This is a genomic window from Paenibacillus sp. MDMC362 (assembly GCF_003269305.1).
In the GTDB taxonomy this organism is placed as follows: Bacteria; Bacillota; Bacilli; order Paenibacillales; family Paenibacillaceae; genus Paenibacillus_AQ.
Window position 1 is genome coordinate 221,950 of record NZ_QLYT01000008.1, and the last position, 19,828, is coordinate 241,777.

A 19,828-nucleotide genomic window follows, 5' to 3' on the forward strand; every position below is an offset into this window, starting at 1 on the left:
TGTACCGTCTTATGAACGGCCGCTAACGGTATGCTGCGCTGTCTTCGGAGTAACCGGAGTGCTTGGGGCACGGACCGCCTTCCGAATCGGTTTCTTTTCCGTTTTCTCGGTACCGTACGTCACTGTGATGGTGATCACTTGTCCGGCAATCGATACGGCTAATATAGTATATAAGGTTTCAACCAATGGCATGTAGAATAGCGATAATAGCAGTACTACGGCATCCATCAGGAAAAACACCGTCCCTACCTTAAGCCCGCTCCACTCACTGAACAGCACGGAGATCACGTCGTCACCGCCTGTCGCCCCGCCAAAACGGAGCACGATGCCTGCGCCTAAGCCCGTCAATAAACCGGACAGCAGCGCGGCTGCCAGCAAGTTATGATTCAAATCGATCACAAGCGTGGAATACCGCTCGATCAATGCGTAGAACAAAGTGAACATGCTCGCCGCAACAACGGTATTGATAATGAACTTCCGACCTTTGATGAATAAGGCAACCAGCAGAACCGGTATGTCCATGAGGACCATACTTAATGCGGGCGGAATATCGAGCGCATATTTGCCAAGCAGCGCAAGGCCGACAAAACCGCCTTCGGTCAAATGATTGTGAAAATTAATGTGATAATACGTAAAAGCCATTAAAAACGTTCCGAACAACATCGCCGACATGGTGATAATTGTGTTTTGTCTTTTCCTCATACAGGATCCCTCTTGTCGTAGTAGATTGGTCAGACATAGGCCAATCTCTACATAGAGGCAACCTGGAGGAGTTCATCCTTCGAACCATAGTTCCCATCCTTTCGTAAGAGACCGTCCTTGTCTTCTGACGTCCGACTTCGCTCTACGAAGGAAGCTATGTGTATGAGAGATCATAACGTTTCCAAATCGTCCTTTGGGGATTCGTCCTTCGGGGACACATGGTATCCTGATCCTTTCTCGTTTTAATTAGACTGCTTATACTATTATAACACAGCTGGCATACAAGCTAAACAGCTGGCTAGAATGAACTGGAATATATATATGAAATATGTAAAAAAACTCGTTTTAAGAACTCCCTCCATAAAATATCGTCGTTCTGTTCACATATTCGCTAAATCCGATGTGACCTAAATCACTAGCGCCCCTTTTTGCCTTGTCTATACTTAATTCGAACACGAAATCGATTATGAATCAGGGGGAGTCTGCATGTTAAGCCAGCATACGATTGAGGTCGTTAAATCGACCGTTCCTGTTCTTGAAACACATGGAACGGCAATCACGACTGCATTTTACCAAAAATTGTTTCATCATCATCCGGAGCTTCTTCACATATTCAACCATGCGAATCAACGAGAAGGAAAACAGCCCTTTGCTCTTGCCAATGCCGTATACGCCGCGGCGGCCCATATCGACCGTCTTGAAGCGATCGTTCCGGTTGTTAAGCAGATCGGGCACAAGCATCGGGCATTAAACATATTGCCCGAGCACTATCCGATCGTTGGCGAAACGCTGCTCGCCGCCATGAAGGAAGTGCTGGGAGACGCTGCTTCGCCCGAAATTATCGAGGCCTGGGCCGAAGCTTACGGGGCTATTGCCAATGTCTTCATTGGCATTGAAGCGGATATGTACCAACAAGCCGCGAACGAGACCGGCGGATGGAGCGGATACCGCAATTTCGTCATTGACCGGAAGGTGGAAGAAAGCTCCGTGATCACTTCCTTTTATCTGGTCCCGCAGGACGGCGGCGAGATATCCGCTTATAAGCCCGGTCAATACATCACGGTCCGGGTAAAACCTGAAGGTGAAGCCTATTATCATAATCGTCATTACAGTCTCTCGTCCGCGCCGGGTCAGCCTTACTACAGAATAACGGTCAAGCGTGAGGATGAGCTGGAAGGAAAGCCTGCAGGCGTCGTCTCCACTTGGCTGCATCGTCATGCCGAGGTTGGGGCCGTTCTTGAGGTTACGGCTCCGGCCGGTTCCTTTACGCTGGATACGGACAGCGATCTTCCGCTTGTCTTGATCAGCGGCGGCGTCGGTTTAACCCCGATGGTGGCCATGCTCGAAACCGTGCTGGTGGAACAGCCTGACCGGAACGTAACCTTTATCCATGCGGCCAAGTGCGGCAGCCAGCATGCGATGAAGTCTCACATCGATGCGCTTGCCTCCAAGCATCCGCAGCTAATCTCTTATGTCATTTATGAACAACCGGAATCGGAGGATCAGTGTCACCAAGCAGGTTATATAAATCTTGATTTCCTGCGCAAAACCGTTGATGCCAAGGCAGACTTCTACTTCTGCGGCCCTGTTCCGTTCATGCGGGCCGTGAACAGTCATTTGAAATCGATGGAGGTGCCTTCGGACCGGATTCATTATGAATTTTTTGGCCCGGCTGGTACATTGGAAGATTAAAATAACCATATTATACAATCAAAAGGTGCCTGTCTTACGTAAAGACAGGCACCTTTTTTTAGATTGAACAGGCTTGCTGTCGGCTATTAGGTATGGTCATGCGTATTTTATAAACCTATGTACCCTGGCGTTCATACCGTCCTCAAAATTCGGAACTAGATATGCTTGCCCTGTTCCCGCAGCAGCCGGTTTACCGTTTCTCTCCTGACGCCGATCAGCTGTCCGATCTCTTCCTGTGTCAGATACTCGGTCAGGTGTATTCCCTGTGAATACTCATCCAGCCACTGGATCAGCAGCTCAAGCCGCTCCGCAGGTCCTCCGACCGTCAAGTGATCCAATCTCATCTGCATGAACCGCACCTTTTCCTGCAGCAATCTGGCAACCTCGAGCGGTTTCTGCGGATCCTCCGCAAGCTGGCGGTACCACGCTTCCGCCGATATGATCTCCACTTCGCTCTGGATCAGAGCGATCGCCGTTCCGTGTGTCTCCTTCGGGCTGATCAGGGAATGGTGCGGCACCGTTTCACCGGGATATAAAATATTAAAAAGCACCATATTGCCATTCGGGTGGAGTCGGGTTACCTTGAACATTCCGCTGCGGATGTGATATAGATGATCGCCGCTATCTCCTTGCCTGAACAGTATTTCGCCTTTATGTAGAATCATATTAATAAATCGCCTCCTGATGAATGCAGTTATCAGGAGTGTAAACGATATGCCCCCATGAATCCACTGGAGGCAAATAACGATTACCAGAAATTAATGGTTGCGCGCCGTATATTGTTGGCATACCATGTGTATAATGGAACATATGTTCCTGTATTTATTTATGTTTGAGGATGTGTCTCTTATGATGAAACCTTCCACTCCTCCTCCACCTTCGCTAGAAGACGAAGCCCTGATCCGAGATTATCTGCTGCATCACTTCATTCAATCCGTTCTCGAGCGGGATATTCAGATTCTCAAGACCCTTAAACTGAAAATGGGTGAGCTCTATATCTTAAATCTGCAGCTCATTAAAAAAGGATATTCGGATCATGCCTGGTTCCTACGACAACAGATGAGAAGGCGCGGCATCCGGATTCATAGCCAGAGCGGTACAGCTGAGGAAGGGCTGCGGGTCCAGTATTTATGCCGCGGATATGATGGCTGTCTGCTCTGCGAATGGCACTCCTTCAAGGAAGAGATAAAGGATCGCCTCGTTTCGTATCTTGGCACGGATTTGGCGGCATACTAGCACCAACTACGTACAAGACAGGAGCGCTCCATGAAGAATATTTTCCACATATATTCTGCCGATATCCATAGAATCATCCGTAATTGGGCTGCAGGCGTCATCATCGTCGGGCTCGCTATTCTTCCTTCCCTGTATGCCTGGTTTAACATTGAGGCCTCTTGGGATCCCTACGGCCAGACCTCCGGCGTCTCCATCGCCGTTGCCAACCTGGATAAAGGCACCACCCTCCGCGATCAGCCCATTAACCTGGGTAAAGAAATCGTGGAGTCCCTCCATCACAATGAGAAGCTGGGATGGCGTTTTACGCATGATAGCGAGAACGCCGTTCAGGGTGTACGGCGCGGCGATGATTATGCCGCTATCATTATTCCGGAGAACTTCTCTGCCCGGATCGGCACCGTGCTGACCAATGAGCCTGTCAAAGCTCAAATTCTCTATTATACGAACGAAAAAATCAACGCCATTTCTCCCAAAGTGACGGCCCAGGGTGCATCCGGCGTTGTGGAGGAAATCAGCAAAAATTTCATCAAAACCGCCAACGGCACCATCTTCGAGATTTTCAACACGCTCGGAATTGAGATCGAGAACCAGCTCCCGGCCATCAATAAAGTACGAAGTCTTCTGTTTCGGCTCGAAAAAAGCTTTCCGGAGCTCAATGAAGCGGTAGGCACAGCCGCAAAGGATATTAAGCTGGCCAACCGATTGATTCAGCAAGCCGACGCCGCCCTGCCTCGCCTTGAAGGGATTGCCACGGACGGCAAAGCCATGGCCGGTGCGCTGGCGGAGTTCGCGAATCAGGCAGCCGGTGCCTCGAAATCGCTGGAGCCTGCTCTGCGTCAGGACTTGGAGGTGCTTGCTGCAACCACCGGAGCGCTCTCGCAAGTGCTGGACGCTCTAGGGCAAGCCGACATTGACCCGAAGGAGCTTGCCAGCCGCCTGAACGCTGCGCAGGAACGCGCAGAGACTGCAGCGAAAGCAGCAGCCCGGCTGGGTCAATTGTTTAAGCGGCTGGGCACCATCTCCCCGGCAGCAGCTTCCGGGGCGGCCAAGCTCGAGGATATTGCCGCACGATGGACCTCAGCTCAATCCGTCCTCCAAACGATAGCCAAAGCTGTGGAACGGGGAGAAGAAGCGCCGGCGGATTCCATCGATAAGCTGAAGAAGCTGAACGATGACATGACGGGACTGACCAACACGCTGTTAAGCCGCTACGATACGGAGATCGGCCCAGCGATAAGCAAAGCCTTCACCAAGGGCGCAGGCACGGCCAAGCGTGTTCAGCAGGAGCTGACCCAGGCGCTTGCCAGCGTCCCTGACATTCAGCATTTGCTCAAAGACGCCCGGAAAGGTCTCAAAGCAGGCGGAGAAGAAGTACAGCTTGCCCAAAGCCGTCTGCCGGAGGCCGAGCTTCGGATCACGCAGCTGGCGAATCGGCTCCGTGAGATGGAAGCTGAAGGAGATATCCAAGAGGTTATCGATTTGCTTCAAAATAATTTCGAGCTCGAAAGCCAGTTTTTTGCCGAACCTGTTACGCTGGAAGAAAATCGCCTGTATCCGATCCCGAACTACGGGTCTGCCATGTCTCCCTTCTTCACGACTTTATCCTTGTGGGTAGGTGCCTTGCTGCTCGTTTCCCTGCTCTCCGTTGAGGTTCATGATGAAGAGAGAAGCTTCCGCAGCATCGAGGTTTACTTCGGACGCTATTTAACCTTTCTCACCATTGCCCTGTTCCAAGCGCTATTCGTCACCCTGGGTGATATCTATTTACTGCAGACCTATGTGGTAAATCCGGGCTGGTTCATCCTGTTTGCGCTGCTGATCAGCTCCATCTTCATGCTGATTGTATATACGTTGGTGTCCGTATTCGGCAATGTCGGAAAAGCGATGGCCATCATACTTCTCGTGCTGCAGCTCGCAGGCGCGGGAGGAACGTTCCCGATCCAGATGACGCCGCCCTTCTTCCAGGCATTGCATCCATATCTGCCGTTCACCTACGCCATTAGCATGATGCGGGAAGCCGTTGGCGGCATCCTATGGGGTATTGTCATCCGGGATGTCCTGTTCATGCTGGTGTTTGCCGCAATTGCCCTGATGATCGGGATTGCGCTCAAGAAACCGATTAACCGGGCCAGCGGCGGTCTTGTCCGTAAAGCGAGAGCCTCGAAACTCATCCATTAATCCAGCCCTCCTTCGGATCGTATCTCCGCGCAAAAAGACTGCCTGATTACAACTTGAGTCATGCTTTACGCAAAAGGACATCCCAAGCAGCTTCTTAGAGCCATGGGATGTCCTTTTTTCATATAAGTTTCACTTTTGTTGGGATTGCTGGTGATAAACCTTCAGCTGTTTCAACGTGTCCTCTTCCATATCCCCAAGCCGCCAGATCGCAATCTTCGAAACACCCGCTTCTCTCGTCGTATCCATCCAGCCGGTAATGGTCATACCATCTGCATACCATACCGTATGGCCGATGCCTTGGTCGTCTGTATATTCATAATACAGGGCACCGCTTGTCGAATCCCGCTCCGGCACTTTCGAGATGGAATGCGCCAGCTCCACCGCACGCTTCTCCGTTAAAGAGACAACCTTGCCGTTCTTCGCCCAGTCAAACCCTCCAACCGACAGTGCGATGGCATGGTCTCCCGGAATCCCGCGCAGTTTGTCCGCCAGCTTTCTGATTAAGGCATGATCCGCCTTCGGCCCCGGTCCGCTATGCCCTCCGTACAAGTTATAGGCCATCAGGACATAATCCGGACCTTCCGGCAACAACTCTAAGGATGACTGGGAGATCCCCGGCTCCAGGACGATTCGAAGAGTGAAACCCTCCGCTTGCAAACGTTCATACAGCTCCTTGTACAGAGCGCACAACTTCGCCCAATCTGCCTTGCGTACCTTTTCGTAATCCAGCTCCACGCCTCGAAAGCCATGCTGGGATACCACAGCCAGAATGTGCCCGATATGCAGGCTCCGGCTTTCCGGAGTAGCCACGATCCGGGAGATGAGTTCAGGATCCTTCTGATCCGCCGTCCCATCGGTATCGAAACGATCGTTTACGATGGTCAGGACCCGGCGTGGCTGCTCCCCTTTCCGGGAAATCTGCTGAAATTCAGGCAGCCCCTCCCGAAAATCCGAAGTGAAATGGAGTTCGTCTTTATGATTGAAGTAAGCTGCAAAAAAATGGATCTCTTCAAGCTCGCTGCCGAGCTGCTCCATATCCGTTATGCCCGTCCTCCACTGCCAATCCGTAATCCAAGCAGACAGCTTAACTCCCGTTGGCGGTAGCTGAGCCTGCAGTGCTTTCTCCTGCTCTTCGGTGCGCAGCCACCAGGAGGAGACAGCAGCGCACAAAGCAACCAGCACCACTGCTCCTGCCCATTTCCTCCTGCGATTCTTCATCCTAGTTCACGTCCTACGCTATCCGAATTTTAAAAGGTCTCCACTGCCCAGTCAACCGCCCGGCTCATGCTTCTCTGTACACCTGTCAGGACTCCGGTCAATCCGGACGGCTTGTTCGTAAACAGCTGCTTCCGATCGCCGCCCGCAGGCTCTGATGTTATGGTGACATCTTCAAAAATAGCGTCGTAAATATCATCTTTCTCATTCTGCTCGTGATATTGCGATTCAAACGCCACGCCCCCAGCGCCAATCGAAACATCCACAGGCTGTTGGTCCAGAATTAACTGTTGATCGACACTCACGGACACGGAATGGCCTTTCACCGAAATCTCCAGCGAGCGGTTGCCAAGTATGTTGACCGGATACTCATTCTCATCATCCCGATCTCCGGCCTGCGTCTGCTCCTTGGTATATACCGATGCCTTGTCGAATCGCAGATCCTCTTCACCCCACTCGACCTTCGGCAAAGAATAAGTGAACAGTTCCTCGGGCGCTTGACCCGCTCTCTTCTGCTCTACCACCACGTTGTTGTTCTCCAGAAGGAGCCTTAAGTAAGAACCCCTGGTCCGGTCGTAACGGACATAGATGGACTGCCGTCCTACCACATTACCGAGTGCTTTAGCCGAGACGGTTACGTCAGTCTCTTCGCTGCCTTTTAAATAAACCGTCCCTGCCTGGGACGGAGGCGATGTGACCACGAAACGGTTATCCGCAAATTCAACCGCTCCGGCGAGCAGCTCCCACTTGTCAGCCTGCTGCTTATCCCCCCGCACAAACTGCATAGGTTGTCCTTGGTCCTTGTGCAGCTTCATCAACAGGTGATTGGTGGACCAGTAAGGAGAAGGCTGGACCCGAGTCAGATTATAAAGATCGCTATCCTGCGAATTGAAGGCCATACCTTCCCGGTTGAAATTCATCCCAAACAACTGCTCAATCTGCTCCGTGTTGGCATCGGCCACAAGCTGATTCATGCCGCTGCCAAGCGCATTGGCGTGCATGATCATATACGTCCCTGGAACGTAGCCCAGCGATTCCGTGTAGACTTTTTTCATTGCCTCATAGTCAGCTTGAATCCGTTCTTCCATCTCCGCGCGGTTCTCGAGCGGTATCATATTCTCGTCGCGAATGAAATCCATCAAGTAGTGGTTGTAATACTCCACGTTGGATTTGCTGGTCAGTTCCCCCTCATCCTTAACGCCGATATAACGGCCTTCACTATCAAAAATATTAATATAAGTCAGCCGGTTGCCGTTGGTCCCCAGCTCCCAATAACCGGTGCGGGTCATCTTCAGCATATCCTTCGGCTGCAGAAATTTCCGTTCACTGTTACCCATTTTGTCCGCATAGGACAGGAATGTGGCCTTATAGTTGTATTTCTCCAGCAGCGGCTGCGCGAACAGCGCGGAGTCATTCCGTCCATCTTCAAAGGACAGATACAGCGCTTTATCCGGCAGCTTCTTGCCATTACGATAATAATCGATAATATCTTGCTGCGAAATCGTGGTGTAGCCCTGTTCATATAAGGCCTTCAATTGTGCATTCAGCTGGCTCTTGGATACGAGCTTGGATGTCCCGGTACGGCCGACTCCGAAATAGGATAGCGCAATGAAGCCCTGATCCTGACGCCAGGCTGATCGGTCCGGCTCCTTATAGGTGCGAAAATCGAAAATCGCGTTCGCCAGCAGGACGGCTACTACGGCCAATACAACGACCTGCGCCGTAACTTTGATGATTTTGCGGCGATTTTTTCGCTGAACATTGAGGGCTGCATTTTGTTTTTTACTCATTTGTCATCCTCACTTCAACCGCTTTGACACGATCAGAACGGTAATCCGAATTTTTTGCCTTTACGCTTGCGGGCTTCCTTCTTCTCTCTCGCTTCGATATCCTGCGGTGTTTCCCGGGTCCCCCATGTTGACTTCCAGAAGGTAAACCAGGCCACCGGCATCTGCCATAACAGCACAAACTCATAGAACAGACAGAATACGAAGCCGAACACCCAGAGCTTGCTCTTGCGGAACAGCAGGTGGGCAAGACTCATCAGCAGCGCCATCAGCAGCAATCCCATCAGGAAGGTCCCCGGGAAAATGCCGTGAACGATCGGCACGTACATCAAGTTATAGGCAACCACGACAGGCGCGGCAATCGGCACGATTAGGCCTATGTAGAAAAACAATGCCATAAACGGTTCTTTGCGCCAAATAAAGCTTCCGGCACGGAGCGATTCGCGCAACCATGAGCGCTTCCAGCGCATCTGCTGCTTCAGGAACACCTTCATCTGCGAAGGGACAATTGTCGAGCATATGGCCGAATCCTGGTAACCGGTGCGATGTGTTTTCAATATAAAGTTCGTCATGCTTCGGTCATCCCCGAAGGTGGCGGGTCTGCCCAGAAACTTCTGGTTCAGCCATGCGTCCGCATGCTGCAGGATCAGATCTTTCCGATAGCAGGATAACGGGCCCGACAAGCAGGTCACGCTGTCAAACCAGGACTCCGCCGCCTTCATGATCCGAAAAGCAATGTAATAACGGACCGTCTGCAGCTTCGTCATGTTATTGGTATATTTATTCTCGACGTCCGTCCGTCCGGCCACGCCGCCCATCTTAGGGTCCTGAAAAGGCTGAACCAGGTGGCGAATCGCCGTCGGGTCCAGAAAGCTGTCGGAGTCCACAAACACCACCAAATCATGCTTCGCCATCTCCACGCCCTTGACCAAGGCGACCCGCTTGCCCGCATTCTCCGGCAGCACCGTATAGGACAAGCGTTCGCGGGTAGCGTAACGCTCCGCCTCGGAGTGAATCACTTCAATCATATCCTTGATCTGCTGCACCGATTGGTCTGTCGATCGGTCATCCACAACGATGACCTCCAGCTTATCTACCGGATAATCCTGATTAATACAGCTGAGAATCGTACGTTTAATCCAATCCGCTTCATTGAAGCAGGGGATGATAATCGAAACCCCCGGTGTATAATCCGGATTGATCGGCACATCGCGATACAACGCCCCGAACAGGTAGCGAGTTAGCAAAAACAGGGCTGCGATTAAGCTGTACAAATACAGCACCATATTGTATTTGAAATAAATAATGCTCTCGGCCCGCATCAGCATAATGAAGAGCACCGCCATGAACATCAACGCGCTGGCAGAATATACGGAATAGCCCCACCGTTTGCGTTGAAAGTATTCAGTCAGCGGCTTCTCAAATTCCAAGGCAAGCATATGTTCTTCACCGGGTTCCGTCGAATTCGTGGCCCGACGAACGACGCTTGCATCCATCCTAACAGCGGATTCGAAACCTTCCGGCATCGCGCCTGGCGGGATGCGGAATCGGGCCTTCACCGTGTCGCCCACTTCAAGACCTGAAGAAGCGTCCGGGAGCTTGAGCAGCAGACCCGTGGCCGAAATGTCGGCTGCCTGTCCCTTAATCCCGGCTTTTTTCTTTTTTCCCTTGGGGACGATCCATACTTCAAATTCCGCTTCATAACGCAAGCTGAGCATACGCATCTTATTTAAATATTCAGAGCTGGACAAATCATCCCCGGGCTGCTCAGCCCGGTTGCCTCTCCGGTCCGCGTTCAAACGAATCTGCTCCGGGTCAGGTACATAGGAAAGAGTACGTCTATCCGTACGCGGAACCGCAAGAACTTCTTTAGTGCTCTTCGGTTGCTTTCTTTTTATAATCCTCATTGCTTTCTCCCATCGTTACAAACTCCAATAATGAAAGCCATTTGCTTCATATTCGGTTTTTGGATAAGCTCCCTTCACATCAATCAGAAGCTTCGCCCCTTCAGAGCTAAACATGTCCTTGAATTCGGCAATCCCAAGCTGCTTGAACTCCCGGTGAGCGACGGCGACAACCGCAATCTGAATGTCTTTCAATTCGCTCATGTCCGACAGTTCGATACCATATTCCTCATAAGCCTGATGCGGGTCCACATGCGGGTCCGCGACCATTGGCTGAATTCCGTAGTCCTGCAGCTCCGTAATAATATCGATTACTTTGGAGTTGCGGATATCCCGGCAGTCTTCCTTAAAGGCCAGACCCATTACCGCCACCTTCGCCCTCATCAGATCGATACCTTGGCGAACCGCGAGTTTAATGACATGCTGGGCGATGTATTTCCCCATTCCGTCATTAATATGCCGCCCGGCCAAAATAATTTTGGAATGATATCCCGTATCCTCGGCCTTATACGTCAAATAATAAGGATCAATTCCGATGCAATGTCCGCCAACTAGCCCCGGCCGGAACGGGAGGAAATTCCACTTCGTTTCCGCAGCCCGCAGCACGGCATTCGTATCGATATCCATCTCGTTGAACAGCATGGAGAGCTCGTTCATGAAAGCGATATTGATATCGCGCTGGGCATTCTCGATGACCTTGGCTGCTTCCGCCACCCGGATGCTTTCAGCCCGGTGAACGCCTGCATCAATGATCAGCTCATATAGGCTGGCAACCGTCTCCAGTGCCTCCGGATCATTGCCGGACACAATTTTCACGATAGACTCGAGTCGGTGAACCTGGTCTCCGGGGTTGATTCGTTCCGGGGAATACCCCACCTTGAAATCCTCACCCAGGCGCAGGCCGGACTCCTCTTCAAGAATCGGAATGCAAACTTCCTCCGTAACGCCCGGATAAACCGTTGACTCATACACAACAACCGCTCCCCGGGTCAATGCGCGGCCGACCAAACGGCTGGCATTGCGCACGAATTTCAGGTCTGGGACATTTCCGCTTTTTACGGGTGTCGGAACGGCGACAATAAAGCAGCGCGCTTCCTTCAGCTTGTCCGGATCCGAGGTGAAGGAAGCCCCGCAGTTCGCAAGCGAAGTATCCCCGATCTCACCGGTAGCATCGAATCCGCTGCGGTACTGCTGCACCTTGGCCTCGCTCAGATCGAATCCGATGACATCCAGCTTTCTTGAGAATGCGACCGCCAGCGGCAGACCGACATATCCAAGACCGACGACCGCTAATTTGTCCACGCGGTCCAACATATTTATATATAATTCCATCTTATTCCATCTCCATTGCGGCTTTGTCCTGTAGTTGCATCATGTCCGCCATTTTTACAAACGTATATCCTTTATTCTTCAGCCCTTCGAGTACTCTGGGCAGGGCCTCAATGGTATGAATGTCATCCAGCATATGGAGCAAAATGACGCTTCCCTTTTGAGTCTTGGTCATAACTCCGTTGACAATATCATCGGCACTGTTGGAAATATCCCAATCCAGCGTAGTCACATCGTACATCGCAATGGCGGGGTAACCGGCAGCCGCCAGCGCTTTGGCCCGTTCGTCATCTACCACGCCGGTCGGCGGGCGAAACAGCATGACAGGCTGCTGTTGTATGGCCTCCGTAATAACCTGGTGGGCCTTGACGACATCCTTCTGCAGCTCTTCCGGCGTCAGCGATGTAACGACGGGATGGCTGTAGGAATGATTGGCCACGTCGTGTCCGCCTTCCACCATCGCCCGCGCCAAATTCGGGTTGCTTTCCACACCTTTGGCCCGCAGGAAGAAGGTGGCCTTCACATCATGCTCCTCCAAAATATCAAGGATGCGGGTTACCGTTTTGTCACTTCCGAAATCATCAAAGGTCAGGGCAACTTCTTTTTTGTTGGTATTGACTTTATAAACCAGTTCATATTTCGCCTGTTCATAATCCGGGTTCATTCTAGCAGCGTCGTATCCCGGAATTAACTCGAGCGGTTTTCGCACGCCGCCATTCTGCACCAGCTCATCCAGCGTAACCAATTGATATCCGATATCGTCCACGGCCTGGGCTATGTATTTAATAGAAGAAATGACTTCCGGATTGACATCGGTATTCATGGAAATAATGCCGCCTCTGGAGATGTACCTGGTCACGTACTCTCCAATCTCTTCTGCGCTCTGCATATTGCGATCCTTGGGATTAATGTTGTAACTTACAACGGCCTTCATTCCAAGATGTGCAGCTGCCAGCGGTACTTCTTCCGGATAATCGCCCGAGCGTGTCCGCACATAGCGGGGCTGCGCGCCTGTTTCCCGCTTAATGACATCGTTCGCGAGTTTGATTTCCTTATAGATCTGATCGTAATCAAGCTGATCCATATCGAGCTGATTGAGCGTATTGTTCTCAATTTCATGACCTCTGGACAAAATGGCATCCGCAATGTCCGGTTCCTCCGCCACACGGATCCCCGGAAGAAAAAAGGTCGCCTTGATTCCATAGGCATCCAGCTCATCGATCAGGGCCATCATGGTCGCTTTATCGCCCATACCGTTAAAGGTGAGCGCCAATTCTTTCCTCGCCGTGTAAACAAACGGGATTTCCCTGCTCTTCTCCCCCGTATACCGTTCCACTTTTTGAACTGTCGCTGTCGAGCCGCCCGCTTCATCGCTGGGAGCTTGCTTACCTCCAAAAAGACCACATCCGCCCAGTAAAGCCAGGGTTAACAACAGTCCGGTCATTCTCGTAAGCATGTATAACATTCGGGTTTTACTAAAATCTCTCTTCATCTGGATACTCCTTTTAAAATTCAACAATTGCTATAACATTTTGGAAAAACTCATGGATTTTCATCATTTTCATAACTTTGAATTACAATAAGGAACCCCGGTCGCTCCGCTTATGTAATCCGTTGCCCATGTTTTTTCTAAACATGCTTTTTTTCCCTGCCGCTCGATGATTCACATTATAGAATTCAGTTCTATACAATTTCTAAACAATTCCGATTTAACCAGGGGCCATCCCCCCTGTCAGACAAAAAAATACCTCCGAAAGTCTCTTATGACCTTCGAAGGTATGTTGAATAGTGAATGATTCATGTTGTTCATATGGTTACCATTTAACCTGAAAATCGCTATTGAACCTCATTTATATCAAGGCTCTTCCCCAACCATCGCGGTTCGTTTGTGAACCCAAGCCTGGTAGTGATGGACGGCCAGTCCCGCAAAGGAGTTATGGTCGCTGCCAAGTTTGGCGGCGCGCAGTGCTTCATCCTCCATCTCCTGTTCGCTCTTGGCAAAGAAGGTGAGATGCTCGCCTTCCTTCGTATCCCCAAGCTCCATGCCGATCCAGACTGACTTGCCGAGTTCGTCCGCCTGCTCCAGCTCTTCCTTGGACAACTCATACATCTGCTCCCCGCTGTCACGGTACGCCATAACGGCAATCGCGTCCGTATTCTCAATCATCCAGCGGCTGAACGAATCGGCATCCGCGCTGCGGGGTCCAGGTATCGAATCAAGCCAGAAAGGAACGGCGGCACTGAACGTCAGCCCCTGACGCTTTGCCTCCTGCACCCAAACCTCCATGTTCGCGCTCCATTCTTCCACCACCTGTGTCTGTTCACGGCCCCATCTTCGGAGCACATAGGGCTCAACATCGAGCTGAACGCCCTCGAATTTCTCCTCCGGCGCAGCCGTACGATTGTACGCTTCCAGCCAGGCCAGCAGCTCCATCCCTTTTCGCCGGCCTTCCTCGTAAGCCCAATCCGGCTGACCGTTCAAGGCATGGACGCTGATCCCCTGCTGATGTGCTGCAGCTACAAAATGGCGGTATTCTTCGTCCGTCACCTCTTGTTGAATCTGCAAAAAGATCGTTGTGATGCCTTCCCTGCCGCTGAAGGCTGCAATCTCCTCCGTTTCACTCCGGATCAGGCTTGCATCCCACAGCCATGTAGCCTTGTTCTCATTCACCTTGCCTGACGGGAGAAGAAGAAGGAGCAGCAGCAAAAGACAGATGCCGGCAACCAGGATGATCCACTTCGCTTTTGCATGGATAGGCCTCATTCTTCTCGTCCTTTTCATCAGATCAAGACAGCCTCACCCGGCTCAGCTACATGCTGAACGGAATGGCCGATCTTGTAGATATGAGGCTCGGCGAACGCTTTAAATGCATTTCGTGTATCTAAGATCGGCACGCCGGTCGAAGCGATCGAATGATAATCCAGATTGCTGTGGTTTGTAATGAGGACGATGCAGTCGTAACGGCTGAATTTCGCCAGATCATACTCCACGCTGCGAACCGTCTCACCTTGCTTATCCACAAAGCTATGGGCATAGGGATCATAATAATCCACATAGGCGCCATTTTCCTTGAACTGTTCGTATACTTCAAGGCCCGGGGATTCACGCAAATCGCTGATGTCCGGTTTGTAAGCCATCCCTAACAGCAGGATATTGGAGCGTTTGATCGATTTGGCATATTCGTTCAGAATCGTAGCCGTTTTGTTGATCACATAGTAAGGCATATTATCGTTGGTGGACTGTGCCAGCTCAATAAATTTGCTGTAGAAGCGGAAGCCCTTGGCCTTCCAGGACAGATACATGGGATCCAGCGGGATGCAATGGCCGCCGATGCCCGGTCCCGGATAGAATGGCATGAATCCGAACGGCTTGGTTGCCGCTGCATTGATCACTTCCCATACATCAATGCCCATGCGGTCACACATCATGGCCATCTCGTTGACAAAGGCAATATTCACGCTGCGAAACGTATTCTCCAGCAGCTTGGACATTTCCGCCACTTTCGGGTTGCTGACGGGCACTACCGTCTCCACGTACTGCTTGTACAACGCTTCACCCAGCTTTAGGCAGGCATCCGTCGTTCCTCCGATGACCTTCGGCGTATTTCGGGTATTGAACCGGCTGTTGGATGGATCGACCCGTTCCGGTGAGAAGCACAGATAGAAGTTTTGGCCAACCTTATAACCGAGCTTCTCAATCGGCTGTTGAATCAGCTCCTCCGTGGTTCCCGGATAAGTCGTGCTCTCCAGTGTAATTAACAGGTTAGGCTTCATAAAGCGTTTGAGCTGATCGACTACCATTGTAATGTAGGATGTATCCGGGTCCTGATTCTCGCTGAGCGGTGTTGGCACGCAGATGCTGACCGCGTCGATCACAGCAATCATGCTGTAATCCGTGGTCGGCTTAAAGCGTCCGGTCTCCATGCATGCCGCAAGCTCATCGGACGAGATGTCACTAATATAGGACTCCCCGCGGTAAATGCGGTCAATCTTGTCTGAATCCAGGTCGATACCGATGACCGTGAATCCCTGTCTTACCATTTCCACAGCCAGCGGCAATCCTACATAGCCCAGTCCCACAACACCCAGAACGGCTTTCTTATTCTCAATGGCACTCAATAAAGTTTCATATTCCTCATTCACAAGTATCCAACCTCCATCGGATGTTTAGTCTATTCGTCTGTTTCTTTTGCCTATTCGCCAAAAGACAGACCTCGTTTTGTTGAACTCTCTCCTTGCGATTAAAGAACCTCTCAGCTCAACTAATCACGTATCATTCATCAATTCTCATCAAACTAGAAGCGTTAGTAACGATGTGTTTAATGAAGACAGCGGCGGATGCGGGCATCCAGCTCCACCGGCGAGAACGGTTTGGTTACATAATCATCCACCCCGTTTTGGAAACATTGGCTGATCGTTTGCTCCACTCGTTTCTCGGTTAGCACCACGATTTTCGGCGGCTCCTTCATATCCAGCTGCTGGATATGATGGATGAAAGGCAGGCCGTCGATGCCATGCAGGTTGAGCTCGGTCAGCACAAGATCCGGCTCCCATTTCGGAATAAGATCCAGCGCCTCCAAACCGTCTACGGCTTCAAGCGTTTCATAACCTTGCATGGTCAAGCGGATCTGTAGAAACTCCCTGACCGTGGCATCTTGATCCACGATGAGAATGCGGTTTTGACCGCTGTCTGCTTCCTCCTGCGTAAATATATGAATATCCGAAGAGGTGCTGAGCTTGGCCGCTTCCGCCATTTGCTTCAACGTCAGCGCTGACGGCATTTCCGTAAGCGCGGCAAGCGTAATACGCGGATCTGCTTGCTCCAAACGGCCTTGCAGATGCTGCTTCAGGAGCAATGCCTGATAATGGGCGGCATCCAGCGAATATCCAGGCAAGGTAACGGCCAATACACCGGTATGGGTGTCTTGCAGTACCTCACCGGACAGCTGGTCCACAAAGCTTTGAACCTCTGCCAGCCCAGCCTCCGTCTCGGACGGATTGCCTGCACAGTACAGAAACAGCAATGCTGCTCCATGGCTATGGTTTCTCACTTCCTCCTCCAGGCGGCCGTAAAAATCTACGGCCTGCACGCGTTGCAATGTTGCGGATTGAGACATAACTGTAGGTCCCACCTCTCTTTATATTTTGATGCTGTTACATATGAACCGGGCCTTGAAGTCAGGCAGCCTCGTTCTTATCTTTCCAGCTCTGCCGAGTCATGGTTCCCCATGAATTGTTGTTTTGCAGATATTGAATATGCCCCTGTACTCTCCACAGCACACCTAACTGGTGGTAACCCACAAATTTGAGTGCCGAGAAGAAGAGCATCTTCACCAGATCGGACAATTTGGTATACCGGCGGAAGGCCATCTCCTCCAGGATGAGGGCTCCCACGCTGAGCAGGTACCCACTTAAAAAATTGACGAGTCCAAACACGACCAGCACATGCCAATTTGTCATATCCAGCAATACATATCCAAGCAGAGCCAGAAGGCCCGTAATTCTGAAGTAAGGGTTTAACGCTTCAAAAATAACGTTGTAGGGCATCGTCAACATGCCCATGACTTTATATTTCGGGTTGAACACCATATCGCGGTTCTCAATCATGTTCTTCAAGTTTCCCCGTCCCCAGCGCTTGCGCTGATTGGACAAAATGTTGTAGCTGTCCGGCGCCTGCGTCCAGCATACCGCTTCCGGGCAAAAGGAAACGCGGTATTTGATTTTATTTTCCAGCATATAGCGGTGCAGCTTGATAATGATATTCATATCTTCGCCGGGGTAGCCCCCCCGATAGCCGCCCACCGCGATGACGTAATCTTTCCGGAACAAGCCGAAGGCTCCCGAGACGATGATGAGCCCGTTGAAATGACTCCACCCGATTCGCCCTCCCAGGAAAGCTTTCAAATATTCGATCGATTGGAACATCGGCCATATCCGGCGCGGCAAGGATACGTCCTTAACCTCTCCGTTCTCAATCACGCAGCCATTGGCGATCCGAACATCTCCGCCGATAGCCACCGTTTCCTCCGGATTTTCCATGTACATGCGGGCCATCCGGATCAGTGCATCCTTCTCCAGCAACGAATCGGCATCGATGGAAGAAATCAGCGGATAACGGGACAGGTTAATGCCCGCGTTCAATGAATCCGCCTTACCGCCATTCTCTTTGTCAATGAGATACAGCTGAGGGTACTGCGGATTATAATAAATGCCGCGAATCTTGTTCGTGCTGATGTTGCCGCGGATCTCCGGATTGGGCAGCAGCGTTAAACCATACTCCTCAATCAGCACCCTCAACGTTTCGTCGGAGGATCCGTCATTGATGACAATGACCTCATAGGTTGGGTAGTTCAGCGTCATCAGACAGCGGACATTCTCCGCGATAGTCAGCTCTTCGTTATAGGCCGGAACCAGCAAAGATACCGATGGAACAAGTTCCGAACCCGAGAGCGTATTGAATTTGGAATACGTAGCGCGTCTGAAAATATCCTTAATATTTCTGAAAGAAAACATCAGAATTACAAAATAAAGCGCGCTAACGATCATGACGTAATAAATCGCCACCATCCCGTAAGTGAGCAGGATATCTCTAAGCAGTGTAATCTCCTCCTACTCCTGCAACCGTGCTGATCCGTTTGTTCGTTTGAACACCGAAATAACGATCATACACCAGTTTTCTTTTGTTAAATGCAACCATTTGCTCGACTTGCTCGTGTTCGCCTTCGTTGGACATGATCCGTTCGATCCGGTACAAGGCCGTCTCCCTGGCCGGACCTTCTCCCGTCAGGGCGGCTTGGCACAGGGTCTCGAAGCCTTGTTCTCCCAACATGGCAAGACTCTCCGCGCTGTTGTTGCGAACATGCCAATTCTCGTCTTTCAAGGCCGAAGCCAGAATCGGAATGCTGCCTGCGGCATGCAGTCGTCCCAGCGCTTTGGCCGCTGCTGCGCGTACTTCCCACTCATGATCATTCATAAGTTCCGCAATGGTATCATCCTTCAGTGCCGGATAGGAGCCCAGATACAGCTTGACCGCCTCCGCTCGCACGTCCTTCTCCTCGGATCCGACCAGTCGATCAAGTGCCGGCACGACAGCAGGAATGGCCTGCCCCCACATGGCTACAAGCGATACCTTGACCAGTCCAGGATCGGGATCATCCAAGAGCTTGCGCATGAGACTGGCCGAATCCAGCCGGGTTTCAAGCAAAATATCGGCAGCCATATGATGAATGGCTTTCTCGTAGGACAGCAGTTTGGACAACATCTCTCGAATCTGATGTGACTGAACGGCGCTTTTGGCAATCGCCCGCGCGATGATGATGGTCATCGGGCCGTATTTGGTGCGGTTCATCAGATGCTGAAGCTGCGGCACAGCCTCTTCCGCACGCATCCCCCCAAGGCGGTAAACCGCCTCAATACGGCGGTCTTTCCGCAGGCTGAATAATGCCCGAACCTCCTCTTCCACAAACCCGGCTTCCCGGCATAAGCGCAAGAGCTTGTCTCTGGCGTCCCCTTTGAATTGCTCGATCCACTCTATAAACTTGGCTTGAATGACCCGGCGCTCAGCCGAAGTCAATTGGCCAGGCGGAAGCTCCAGCTTCGTATCGTCATGCAGATGACTCTGGACATACACAAAATAGTCATGATGTTTTTCTGTTAAGCGTTCCGTTTCTCTTTGTATGGCATTGTGCTTGATCTTCATTTGGAACAACAGGATAATGCCGGCTGCAATAAGGCCGAGACATACATAAACAAAGACGTATGCCATTTCTAAATTTGAAAACATAT

The 19,828-nt window shown here is 51.3% G+C and carries 15 protein-coding genes; 3 read left to right on the forward strand and 12 right to left on the reverse strand.

What is annotated here, in order from left to right; all coding sequences use genetic code 11:
• Positions 1-9: 9 nt before the first annotated feature.
• Positions 10-702, reverse strand: coding sequence for a YitT family protein (locus DP091_RS03325; RefSeq protein ID WP_113057046.1), 693 nt, complete (start codon positions 700-702; stop codon positions 10-12).
• Between the two features lie 486 nt (positions 703-1,188).
• Between DP091_RS03325 and hmpA the strand changes: the two genes are divergently transcribed.
• A complete protein-coding gene (gene hmpA / locus DP091_RS03330) occupies positions 1,189-2,394 on the forward strand; it encodes an NO-inducible flavohemoprotein (RefSeq protein ID WP_113057047.1) in 1,206 nt (401 codons plus the stop codon).
• 155 nt (positions 2,395-2,549) lie between these two features.
• Here hmpA and DP091_RS03335 read toward each other — a convergent pair whose 3' ends face one another.
• Positions 2,550-3,059: a Crp/Fnr family transcriptional regulator gene (locus DP091_RS03335; protein WP_113057048.1), complete on the reverse strand. Its 510-nt coding sequence runs from the start codon at positions 3,057-3,059 to the stop codon at positions 2,550-2,552.
• Positions 3,060-3,243: 184 nt separating this feature from the next.
• Between DP091_RS03335 and DP091_RS03340 the strand changes: the two genes are divergently transcribed.
• Together DP091_RS03340 and DP091_RS03345 are read left to right on the forward strand one after the other, a co-directional pair.
• Complete coding sequence (locus tag DP091_RS03340) at positions 3,244-3,630, forward strand: YhjD family protein (protein ID WP_113057049.1); 387 nt, start codon at positions 3,244-3,246, stop codon at positions 3,628-3,630.
• A gap of 30 nt (positions 3,631-3,660) precedes the next feature.
• Positions 3,661-5,808 carry a YhgE/Pip domain-containing protein gene (locus DP091_RS03345; protein ID WP_113057050.1) on the forward strand — a complete coding sequence of 716 codons (2,148 nt, stop codon included), beginning with the start codon at positions 3,661-3,663 and terminating at the stop codon, positions 5,806-5,808.
• Positions 5,809-5,937: 129 nt separating this feature from the next.
• Here DP091_RS03345 and DP091_RS03350 read toward each other — a convergent pair whose 3' ends face one another.
• From DP091_RS03350 to DP091_RS03395, 10 genes are all read right to left on the reverse strand, one after another.
• On the reverse strand, positions 5,938-7,026 hold the full coding sequence (locus DP091_RS03350) for a glycosyl hydrolase family 18 protein (RefSeq protein WP_113057051.1): 1,089 nt from the start codon (positions 7,024-7,026) through the stop codon (positions 5,938-5,940).
• 29 nt (positions 7,027-7,055) lie between these two features.
• The gene (locus DP091_RS03355; RefSeq protein ID WP_113057052.1) at positions 7,056-8,813 is read right to left on the reverse strand and encodes a polysaccharide deacetylase family protein; all 1,758 of its coding nucleotides are present in this window, start codon (positions 8,811-8,813) and stop codon (positions 7,056-7,058) included.
• A 32-nt stretch (positions 8,814-8,845) separates the two neighbouring features.
• Entirely contained in the window at positions 8,846-10,717 is a 1,872-nt protein-coding gene (locus tag DP091_RS03360; protein WP_113057053.1) for a glycosyltransferase family 2 protein, read from the reverse strand.
• Between the two features lie 15 nt (positions 10,718-10,732).
• Positions 10,733-12,046, reverse strand: a complete 1,314-nt coding sequence (locus DP091_RS03365) for a nucleotide sugar dehydrogenase (RefSeq protein WP_113057054.1) — start codon at positions 12,044-12,046, stop codon at positions 10,733-10,735.
• Between the two features lies 1 nt (position 12,047).
• Positions 12,048-13,499, reverse strand: coding sequence for a polysaccharide deacetylase family protein (locus DP091_RS03370; protein ID WP_113057253.1), 1,452 nt, complete (start codon positions 13,497-13,499; stop codon positions 12,048-12,050).
• Positions 13,500-13,898: 399 nt separating this feature from the next.
• A complete protein-coding gene (locus DP091_RS03375) occupies positions 13,899-14,807 on the reverse strand; it encodes a hypothetical protein (RefSeq protein WP_258394388.1) in 909 nt (302 codons plus the stop codon).
• 17 nt (positions 14,808-14,824) lie between these two features.
• The gene (locus DP091_RS03380) at positions 14,825-16,186 is read right to left on the reverse strand and encodes a nucleotide sugar dehydrogenase (protein WP_113057056.1); all 1,362 of its coding nucleotides are present in this window, start codon (positions 16,184-16,186) and stop codon (positions 14,825-14,827) included.
• Positions 16,187-16,362: 176 nt separating this feature from the next.
• Positions 16,363-17,160, reverse strand: coding sequence for a response regulator transcription factor (locus DP091_RS03385; protein ID WP_113057057.1), 798 nt, complete (start codon positions 17,158-17,160; stop codon positions 16,363-16,365).
• A 61-nt stretch (positions 17,161-17,221) separates the two neighbouring features.
• Positions 17,222-18,589, reverse strand: coding sequence for a glycosyltransferase family 2 protein (locus DP091_RS03390; protein WP_258394389.1), 1,368 nt, complete (start codon positions 18,587-18,589; stop codon positions 17,222-17,224).
• Between the two features lie 43 nt (positions 18,590-18,632).
• Entirely contained in the window at positions 18,633-19,826 is a 1,194-nt protein-coding gene (locus DP091_RS03395; RefSeq protein WP_113057058.1) for a HEAT repeat domain-containing protein, read from the reverse strand.
• Positions 19,827-19,828 lie beyond the last annotated feature (2 nt).